10 protein-coding genes are annotated in these 8530 nt (G+C 73.3%); 5 read left to right on the top strand and 5 right to left on the bottom strand.

Going from position 1 to position 8530, the window contains the following annotated elements; genetic code table 11:
* Positions 1 to 210, bottom strand: a 210-nt coding sequence (locus VQ03_RS24280; RefSeq protein ID WP_048453479.1) for an NAD-dependent epimerase/dehydratase family protein, incomplete at its 3' end; no start/stop codon positions are given.
* 179 nt (positions 211 to 389) lie between these two features.
* Here VQ03_RS24280 and galU point away from each other — a divergent pair.
* Positions 390 to 1256, top strand: a complete 867-nt coding sequence (galU, locus tag VQ03_RS24275; RefSeq protein WP_048453478.1) for a UTP--glucose-1-phosphate uridylyltransferase GalU — start codon at positions 390 to 392, stop codon at positions 1254 to 1256.
* 43 nt (positions 1257 to 1299) lie between these two features.
* Here the strand turns inward: galU and VQ03_RS24270 are convergent, their stop codons facing one another.
* From VQ03_RS24270 to VQ03_RS24260, 3 genes are all read right to left on the bottom strand, one after another.
* Complete coding sequence (locus VQ03_RS24270; protein WP_425350087.1) at positions 1300 to 1590, bottom strand: hypothetical protein; 291 nt, start codon at positions 1588 to 1590, stop codon at positions 1300 to 1302.
* A gap of 91 nt (positions 1591 to 1681) precedes the next feature.
* Positions 1682 to 2896: a type II secretion system F family protein gene (locus VQ03_RS24265; RefSeq protein ID WP_048453476.1), complete on the bottom strand. Its 1215-nt coding sequence runs from the start codon at positions 2894 to 2896 to the stop codon at positions 1682 to 1684.
* Position 2897: 1 nt separating this feature from the next.
* Positions 2898 to 4628 carry a GspE/PulE family protein gene (locus VQ03_RS24260; RefSeq protein WP_048453475.1) on the bottom strand — a complete coding sequence of 577 codons (1731 nt, stop codon included), beginning with the start codon at positions 4626 to 4628 and terminating at the stop codon, positions 2898 to 2900.
* 155 nt (positions 4629 to 4783) lie between these two features.
* Here VQ03_RS24260 and VQ03_RS33950 point away from each other — a divergent pair, with 155 nt between their 5' ends.
* The 4 genes from VQ03_RS33950 to VQ03_RS24240 all read left to right on the top strand — a co-directional run bounded on the left by VQ03_RS33950 (position 4784) and on the right by VQ03_RS24240 (position 7478).
* Entirely contained in the window at positions 4784 to 5857 is a 1074-nt protein-coding gene (locus VQ03_RS33950; RefSeq protein WP_167376126.1) for a hypothetical protein, read from the top strand.
* A complete protein-coding gene (locus VQ03_RS33290) occupies positions 5854 to 6381 on the top strand; it encodes a GspMb/PilO family protein (RefSeq protein WP_048453473.1) in 528 nt (175 codons plus the stop codon). The genes VQ03_RS33950 and VQ03_RS33290 overlap by 4 nt, the downstream gene beginning before the upstream one ends.
* The gene (locus tag VQ03_RS24245; protein WP_048453472.1) at positions 6378 to 6899 is read left to right on the top strand and encodes a hypothetical protein; all 522 of its coding nucleotides are present in this window, start codon (positions 6378 to 6380) and stop codon (positions 6897 to 6899) included. Before VQ03_RS33290 ends, VQ03_RS24245 begins: the two co-directional genes overlap by 4 nt.
* A gap of 78 nt (positions 6900 to 6977) precedes the next feature.
* Positions 6978 to 7478: a GNAT family N-acetyltransferase gene (locus VQ03_RS24240; protein WP_048453471.1), complete on the top strand. Its 501-nt coding sequence runs from the start codon at positions 6978 to 6980 to the stop codon at positions 7476 to 7478.
* 37 nt (positions 7479 to 7515) lie between these two features.
* Here the strand turns inward: VQ03_RS24240 and VQ03_RS24235 are convergent.
* Positions 7516 to 8530, bottom strand: a 1015-nt coding sequence (locus VQ03_RS24235) for a type II secretion system protein GspD (RefSeq protein WP_048453480.1), incomplete at its 5' end; no start/stop codon positions are given.

The raw sequence follows: 8530 nt of genomic DNA, 5'->3' as shown, positions 1-8530 counted from the left end.
CGCTTCGATGTCGTGCCGGCGGATGGTCTCGGCCACCAAGGTCTGGTCGGCGATGTCGCCGCGCACCAGGGTGACTTCCGGCGGCAGCGCCCAGTCGAAGCCGGTCGAGAGATCGTCGAGGACCACGACCTCCTCGTGTCCCGCGTCGATCAGCGCCAGAACCATGTGGCTGCCGATATAGCCGGCCCCGCCCGTGACAAGTACCGCCATTCCGTCCGCTCCCCGGCGTGAGACGGGTTGATCCATATCCCGCAATGCTTCAGCGTCAATTAAGCTGTCCGGTGGCAAGGGTGCCCGGGGGGAGGATGTCCGCCGGGCGTGATAGCCCGGATACGCCCGCCCCCGCCGGGCGGTCCGGCAGCTCCTCGGTGTTCACGGGATCACGCACGATGAAACGCATTCGCAAGGCCGTCCTCCCGGTGGCGGGCCTCGGCACCCGTTTCCTGCCGGCGACCAAGGCGGTGCCCAAGGAGATGCTGACGGTCGTCGACCGTCCGGTGGTCCAGCACGTGGTCGACGAGGCCCGGGAAGCCGGGATCGAACACTTCATCTTCGTCACCGGCCGCGGCAAGGCGGTGATCGAGGACCATTTCGACATGGCTTACGAGCTCGACCGCACCCTGCAGGAGCGCGGCAAGACCGAAGCCTACGAGGCCCTGAAGAAGGACCTGCCGGCCGCCGGCCAGACCAGCTTCACCCGCCAGCAGGAGCCCCTCGGCCTCGGCCACGCGGTGTGGTGCGCCCGCGAGATCGTCGGCGACGAGCCCTTCGCGGTGATCCTGCCCGACATGCTCAGCCGCGGCAGCATGGTGCAGATGCTCAAGGCCTACGAGCAGCACGGCGGCAACATCATCGCCGTCGAGGAGGTCGCTCCCGACCAGACCCACCAGTACGGCATCGTCAGCGTCGGCCAGGAATTCGGCGACACCTTCGAGATCACCGGCATGGTGGAGAAGCCGCCGAAGGGCACGGCGCCGTCGAACTACATCATCTCGGGCCGCTACATCCTCCAGCCGGAGATCTTCTCCATCCTGGAGCGCGGCGAGCGTGGCGCGGGCGGCGAGATCCAGCTCACCGACGGGATGAAGCGCCTGTCGGAGACCCAGAAGTTCTTCGGCATGCATTACCGCGGCAAGACCTACGACACCGGCTCGAAGCTCGGCTTCCTGGTCGCGAACCTCGCCTACGGCCTGGAGCGGCCGGAGCTGCGCGACGCGCTGAAGCAGGAGATCGAGGCGTTGCTGAAGAAGGGCTGAGGCGGGTCCGGCGTCGAAGCCCCGGGCTTCGACGCCGCCAGCCCTACTCGTCGTCGAACCAGTTGCGCCCGGGCTCGATGCAGCGATAGCCGACGAGGCATTCCGGCGTGTCGCGGGTCGGCACGAAGGCGTTCTTGGTGATCTGCGTCGGCTCGCAGAAGCTGCGGTCGCGCACGAAGCGGTCATAGGTGTAGCCGCCGGTGCCGAGCACCGCCGCGCCTCGGGCGGCGAGGAAGCTCCGCGCCTGGCCGCAGGTCATGTCGAGGGTCGAGGGCCGGCCCTGGGCGAGGGCCAGGGTCGGCACGGCCGCGAGGATGCTGGCGGCGAGCAGGATCGGAAATCGTCGGCGTTCGGCGGGCACGGCGCGGCATCGTCCGGATCAGGAGCGCGGCCAACGCGCGGACCGGCCTCCGGATCCATCAGCCCTACTGCGTCAGTTGCCCCACGCTCAGGATCGCCCCCATCACCGAGATGATGAGGCCGCCGATCAGGCCGCCGATCGCCACCGTCACCAGGGGGGTGAGCAGGGCGAGCAGCCGGTCGATGCGCTGGCGGGTCTCGGTCTCGTGCATCTCGGCGGCGTGGATGAGGACGCTGCCGAGGCGGTTCACCTGCTCGCCGCTGGCGATGAGGTTCAGGGTCGAGGCGGCGTAGGGCTTGAGCGAGGCCAGGCCCGAGGCGAGGCTGCCGCCTTCGGCGAGCCGCCGACCGGCCTCGTCGAGGGCGCGGCGGAACACCCGGTTGCCGGCCAGCGGCCGGGTCGCCGCCACCGCGTCGGGGATCGGCACCTCGGCGACGAGCAGGGTGCCGAGCACCCGGCAAAACCGGCCGCACTCGATGCCGACCACGATCTCGCGCACCAGCGGCAGGCCCAAGGCGAGCCGGGAGCGGGCCGCCGCGAAGCCGGGCATCCGCCACGCCCGGGCGAGCCCGACGATCACGAGCGCGAGGCCGCCGAGGAGGACGGGCCAGGTGGCCGAGAGGGTGTCGCCGAGCCAGGCGGCGGCGCGGATCGCGAAGGGCGGCGCCTGGCCGCTGCCCTCGAAGAGCGGCGCGAGGGCCGGCACCAGCACGCCGACGATCATCGCCACGGTGCCGATCGCCATCGCGACGAGCAAAGCCGGGTAGATCATCGCCGAGATGAGGTGGCGCCTGACCGCGTCGCGGCGCGCGATCGACGCCGTGAGCGAGCCGACCACGTCGACGAGGGTGCCGGTGGCCTCGCCGGCGCGCACGATGTCGACCATGTCGCGCGGGAAGGCCTGCGGATGGGCCGCCATCGCCCGCGACAGGGAGGCGCCGGCCACCACCCGCTCCAGCAGGTCGGCGAGGACGGGCTTCAGCGCCGGCCCGGCCTGGCGCTCGACGAGCCGCAAGGCCTTGTCGACGGTGAGGCCTGCGCCGACCAGCGTGCCGAACTCGCGCAGGAAGGCGACGCGGGCGGCATCGTTGACCCGGTCGCGCCCGAACAGGTCGCGGCGCCAGAACGGTGCCGGCCCGGACGCGGCCTGCGCGATCTCGTAGACCTGGAGCCCGTCGGCGCGGAGCAACGCCACCGCGCGCGGGCGGGTCTCGGCCTCGATCTTTCCGGTGCGGGAGCGCCCGTCCGCCGCATAGGCCTTGTAGGCGAAAAGCGGCATGTCAAAGCGTCCCTTCCAACACCCGCCCGACCTCGTCGAGGGTGGTGTCGCCGTCGAGCACCCGCGCCCGGGCGCTGTCGGCCAGCGTCGTCATGCCGGCGGCCCGGGCCCGGGCGGTCAGGGTCTGCTCGTCGGCGCGATCGGCGATCAGGCCGCGCAATGCGCCGTCGAGGGTCATGATCTCGGAGGCGACCATGCGGCCGCGATAGCCGGTGCCGTTGCAGGACGGGCAGCCGCGGGCGCGCTTGAGGCTCAACGGCGCCTCGGAGGAAATGCCGAGGCGCAGGCGCTCCTGCGGACTCGCCGGGGTGGCCTCGGCGCAAGGACCGCAGAGGCGCCGCACCAGGCGCTGGGCCACCACACCGTTGAGGGTGGCGGCGATGAGGTAGGGCTCGATGCCCATGTCCATCAGCCGCGTCACCGTGGCGGGGGCGGAGTTGGTATGGAGCGTCGAGACGACGAGGTGGCCGGTCAGCGCCGCCTGCACGGCGATGCGGGCGGTCTCGCCGTCGCGGATCTCGCCGACCATCACCACGTCCGGGTCCTGGCGCAGGATCGAGCGGAGTGCGGCCGCGAAGTCGAGGCCGATGCCCGGATGGGCCTGGACCTGGTTCACCCCCGCCATCCGGTACTCGACGGGATCCTCGACGGTGACGACCTTGAGATGCGGTCCGTTGATCCGGCGCAAGGCCGCGTAGAGCGTCGTGGTTTTTCCCGAGCCGGTCGGGCCCGTGACGAGGACGAGGCCGTTCGGGCGGCTCGTCATCGCGGCGATCTGCTCGATCGCCGCCGCGTCGAAGCCCAGGGCCGAAAAATCCTCGACCCGGCGCGAGCCGTCGAGGACGCGAAGGACCACGCTCTCGCCGTGCGCGGTCGGCAGGGTCGAGACGCGGATGTCGACCTCCTGGCCGCGGTCGGGAGCCTGCATGCGCCCGTCCTGGGGCAGGCGCCGCTCGGCGATGTTGAGGCCGGCCTGGATCTTGATGCGGGTGGTGAGCGCCAGCTGCACCGATTTCGGCAGCCGCTCGGATTCGACCAGCACGCCGTCGACGCGGTAGCGCACCCGCATGTCGGCCTCCTCCGCCTCCAGGTGGATGTCGGAGGCCGAGAGCTCGAAGGCCTTGCGCACGAGCCGCGCGGCGAGCCGCACGATCGGCGCCTGGCTCGCCACGTCGGCGAGGCGCGCGAGGTCGTCGTCGCCCCCCGCCTCGCCCTCCTCGGCAAGGTCGCCATAGATCGCGCGGTGCGCCCGCTCGAAGCTGCCGGGGCCGACGAGGCGGAAGGCCACGCGCCGGTCGACGAGGTGTTCGAGGGCTTGGCCGGTCTCGGCGTCGAACGGGTCGACCACCGCCACGACGAGGCGGTCGGGCCCGGCCGCGAGCGGCAGCACCCGGGCGCGGGCGCAGTAATCGGGCGAGAGGAGGTCCGGAAGAACCGGCTCGCCCGGCAGGTCCTCCTGGCGCAGGATCGGCAGGCCGGTCGCCTCCGAGAGGGTGGTGACCAGCGTCGCCTCGTGGACGAGACCGAGCTCGGTGAGCAGCAGGGGCAGGGGGCGCCGGCCGGGCCCGTCGAGGGCGGCGAGCGCCCGCTCGTGGCCGGCCGCGTCCAGCACCTCGCTCTCGGCGAGGTGCTGGACGAAGGCGCGCAGGTCCTCGGTGCGGCCGCGGGCCGCGTCGCGCCGGTCGGCCCGCGGCCGCCGCGGCCGGGTCTTGCCGCCCCAGATGCTCAGCATGGTCCTGCCCCAGAGAAACCTGCGCGAGACGCAGGATCCGGGCGGCGCCGGACGGGGTCATTCTCGCGCCACGTCCTTAAGCGGACGGAAACATCGCTGCGTTAGACCGGTCCGCGATGCCCGCCTCGACCTCGCGGGCACCGGAGCCGACCCGTTTGCGCGCGCCATCCGTCCCGTCCCCGGCCCAGGGCCTGCTGGCCTCGGTCGGAGCCTCGCTCCGCCAGGGGATCGACGCCGCCGTGCATCTCCTCGGCCTCGCCGCGATCCGCACCGACCGGGAGCCGGCGCCGCTGACGCTGCGGCTCGGGGCGCCGCACGACCCCGGCCTGACGGTGATCGACCGGCGCGACGGGCCGGACCGGACCTACCGCCTCGATAGCGGCGCGGACGACCTCGCCGACCGGATCGCCGCCATCCGGGGCGGCCGGCCCGGCGGCTGCGCGAAGGTGATCGTCGATCCGGCGGCCTGCTTCATCCGCACCCTGGAACTGCCGAGCGCGGCCCTGCCGCGGATGCGCGCGGTGCTGGCGCAGGAGCTGGAGGCCGCGACGCCGTTCCGCGCCGACCAGGTGTTCAGCGACTGGTACGTCGAAGGCGAGGATCCGGAGACCCGCACCCTGCGGGTGCGCCACGTCGTGCTCAAGCGCGCCCGCCTCGGCCCCCTGCTGGCGGCCCTGGCGGGGGCGGGGCTGAAGCCGAGCGTCGTCGCGGTCGGGCCGGCGGAGGACCGGACGATGCCGGTCGACCTCCTGTCGAGCGGGCATCACGCCCTGCCGGGGCTGCTGCGGAGCACGGGCAATCTCGCCCTGGCGGCGGCGACCGGCCTGTTTCTGGTCGGCGCCTTCCTGGGCCTGCGCCAGCACCAGGCGGCGACGCTCGCGGCCCTCGACGACGCCTTCGCGACCGCCCGCCGGGCCGCGGCGTCCGGCCTTCCGCCGGCGGTGCAGGCGGGGGCCGCGGCGATCCAGGCGGAGCGCGGGCCGTCCCTGGCGCGGGTCTGGGATTCGGTCGCGGCGGCCCTGCCGGACCCCGTCTCGGCGCAGACCCTGCGCCTGAGCGCGGCCGGGCTCGAACTGACGCTGCTGGCTCCCGATGCGCCGGCTGCCCTCGCGGCCCTGGCGCATCTGCCTGGCTTCGGCACGCCGGAGCTGCGTCAGGTCTCCCCGGCGGAGGGCGGTCAGCGCCTCGTCGTGGCGCTGCCGCGCCGCGCCGCCGGAGCCCGGCCGTGACGGTGTCGCCACCCCTCGCCGGACGGCCGCTGCTCCTCGGCCTCGCCGGTCTGGGCCTCGTGCTCGCCCTCGGGACCGGACCCGTCCTCGACGCGCTCGGGACGGCCGACGACATCGCCGCCGCGCGCGATCGCCTGGCCCGGGCGCAGGCCGCCGCCGCGGCGCCCCCCTCGCCGGCACCGCTGGCCGCCGCGGACGAGGCCGGCCTCGTCCTCGCCCTTCAGGCCCGCCTCGACGCGCTGGCGGCGGAGCGGACCGTGACGGTCGACGGGGCCGGGATCCAGCCTGACCCGGGCCGCCCGACCCTGCCGCGCCTCTCGGCCTCCTTGCGCGGCACCGCGGAGGGTCTGCACGGCCTGCTGCAGGCGCTCGAGACGGGAGCCCCGCTGATCGTGCCGGAAGAGGCGGTGCTCGGCGTCGAGCGCTCGGCCGATCCCGAGATCGGGCGGGCCACCGTGCTGCGCCTGACCCTCACCGTCCGCGGCGTGCTGCTGCCCGCCCCGGCCGCCAAGAGCGCACCGTGAGACGGATCGGTCCTCACCTGCGGGCCACCCTGGCGGCGACCGGGCGCGGGCCCCGCATCGCCTGCAGTCTCGCGGCGGCCGCGATGGTGGCCGCCTTCGCCTGGCCGGTCGACGAGGGGGCCCCGCCGACGCCCCGCCGCGCCGCGGCCGCGATGCCGCCGGCGGACGAGACCGCCCTGCAGCGCCCGCTCTTCGACCCCGGCCGGCGCCCCTGGACCGCCCGGGGCCCGCGCGACATCCTGGCCGGCGACCCGCCGCGGCCGGTGCTGACCGTGCGCGGCATCCTGCTCGACGGTCCGGTCGCCCGGGCGCTGATCGACGACGGCAGCGGCGACCGGACCTGGCTGGCCCGCGGCGAGGGCAGGGGCGATTGGCGCATCGCCGAGATCGGACGCGACGAGGTCGCCCTGGTCCAGGGCGAGCGCCGCTACGTCGCGACGTTCCTCGGCGCCCCGGCGACCCTGCGGCCGGTGGGCGCGAAACCGGTGACGGAGGCGGGGCCGTCCTTGCGGCGGTGAGGACCGGGGAGGGAGGTCCCACCCGGCCGCCAGCGGTGACCGGTTGCAGCCACGCTAGGGCGCGGTATCGATGGGGTCATGCGCGACACATCGACGAATCGCATCGTGACCGCCCGCGCCTATGCGCCGTCGGACCGGGACGCCTGCCTCGCCCTGTTCGACGGCAACAGGATCCCCTTCTTCACCGACGCGGACCGGGCGATGTTCGAGGCCTTCCTCGCCGGTCTGGCCGTGGCTTGGGGCTATCAGGTGCTGGAGCGGGACGGGCGCGTCGTGGCCTGCGGCGGTTGCACCGTCGAGGCGGACGGGACGAGGGCGGGCTTCTGCTGGGGCATGGTCGACCGGGGGCTCCAGGGAACGGGCCTCGGCACGCGGCTGACCGACCTGCGGCTGCGCGCGGCCGCCGCCATCCCGGGCGTGACGCAGGTCAGGCTGGATACCAGCCAGCTCACCCAGGGCTTCTACGCCCGCTTCGGCTTCCGGCCCGTGAGCGTGACGCCGGACGGCTACGGGCCCGGACTGGACCGGTGGGACATGGTGCTGCGGCTCGACGAGGACCATCCCCTGCGCCGCCGGTGAAAACCCCATCGGGGTCCGGGCCCGCGTCGCCCCTCCCTCAATCCAGCATCCGCCGCAGGATCCCCTGCGAGCCCTCATGGGCCGCCGGCAGGGGCGGGGGCGGCAGGACCGCGCGCACGGGCATCATCGCCCGGAACTGCTGGCGGAAATCCTCGGCGATGCGGTCGGCCTCGGCGGTGCCGCGGATCACCCGGGGCCGGATGAACACCAGGAGTTCGGTCCGCACCCGCTGGTCGACCCGGTTGCGGAAGGCCGGGCCGATCAGCGGCAGGTCGCTCAGCACCGGCAGATTCTCGTTATTGATCTGCACCTTCTCCTGCACCATGCCGCCGATGGCGAGGCTGTGGCCGTCCTGCACCGCGACGCTGGTCGCGACCCGGCGCTGGCGGATGGTCGGCGAGTTGATCTCCGACGTCGTCGTCTTGACCACGTCGCTGACCTCCTGGTTGATGTCGAGCACGACGAGGCCGTTCTTGTTCACCCGCGGCGTGACCGAGAGGATCACGCCGGTATCCTTCATCTCGATCTGGTTGAGGACCGGCGCCCCGTCGGAGAGCGCGCTCTGAGCCGTTCCCTTGATGGTGGGCACTTGGTCGCCGACCTGAAGCTTGGCGGTGCGGTTGTCGAGCACCGTGATGTTGGGCGACGAGATCACGTTGACCCGAGCCACGCCCTGAAGCGCGTTGAGCACCACGTTGAAGTCGGCCCCGGCGAGCAGGTAGTTGAAGCCCGGCACCCCGCGCATCGCCGCAGCGATCAAACCGGAGGTGCCGCTGAGTTTCGCGGCATCCGACGCCACTTTGGTGCTGCCGCTGGCGAGGTTGAGCTGGTCGCCGCGGTTCTTGAGGAACCATTGCACGCCGAAGGCCAGGCTGTCGTTGAGCGTCACCTCGGCGATGACCGTCTCGAGCAGCACCTGGGTCGGCATCGCGTCGAGGCGGCCGAGGATGCGCAGGATCTTGTCGTACTGGTTGCGCGTCGCCGAGATCACCAGGCTGTTGTTGGCGTCGTCCGCGACGATGCCGATGGCGTCCCGCCGCATCCCGGGGCCG

Source organism: Methylobacterium tarhaniae (assembly GCF_001043955.1).
Taxonomy (GTDB): Bacteria; Pseudomonadota; Alphaproteobacteria; order Rhizobiales; family Beijerinckiaceae; genus Methylobacterium; species Methylobacterium tarhaniae.
This window is presented reverse-complemented; position numbering and strand designations above follow the sequence as displayed.

Coding starts and splice junctions, on each gene's coding strand:
- galU (WP_048453478.1), top strand. CDS start 390: ATGAAACGCATTCGCAAGGCCGTCCTCCCGGTGGCGGGCCTCGGCACC.
- VQ03_RS24265 (WP_048453476.1), bottom strand. CDS start 2,896: ATGCCGCTTTTCGCCTACAAGGCCTATGCGGCGGACGGGCGCTCCCGC.
- VQ03_RS24260 (WP_048453475.1), bottom strand. CDS start 4,628: ATGCTGAGCATCTGGGGCGGCAAGACCCGGCCGCGGCGGCCGCGGGCC.
- VQ03_RS24240 (WP_048453471.1), top strand. CDS start 6,978: ATGCGCGACACATCGACGAATCGCATCGTGACCGCCCGCGCCTATGCG.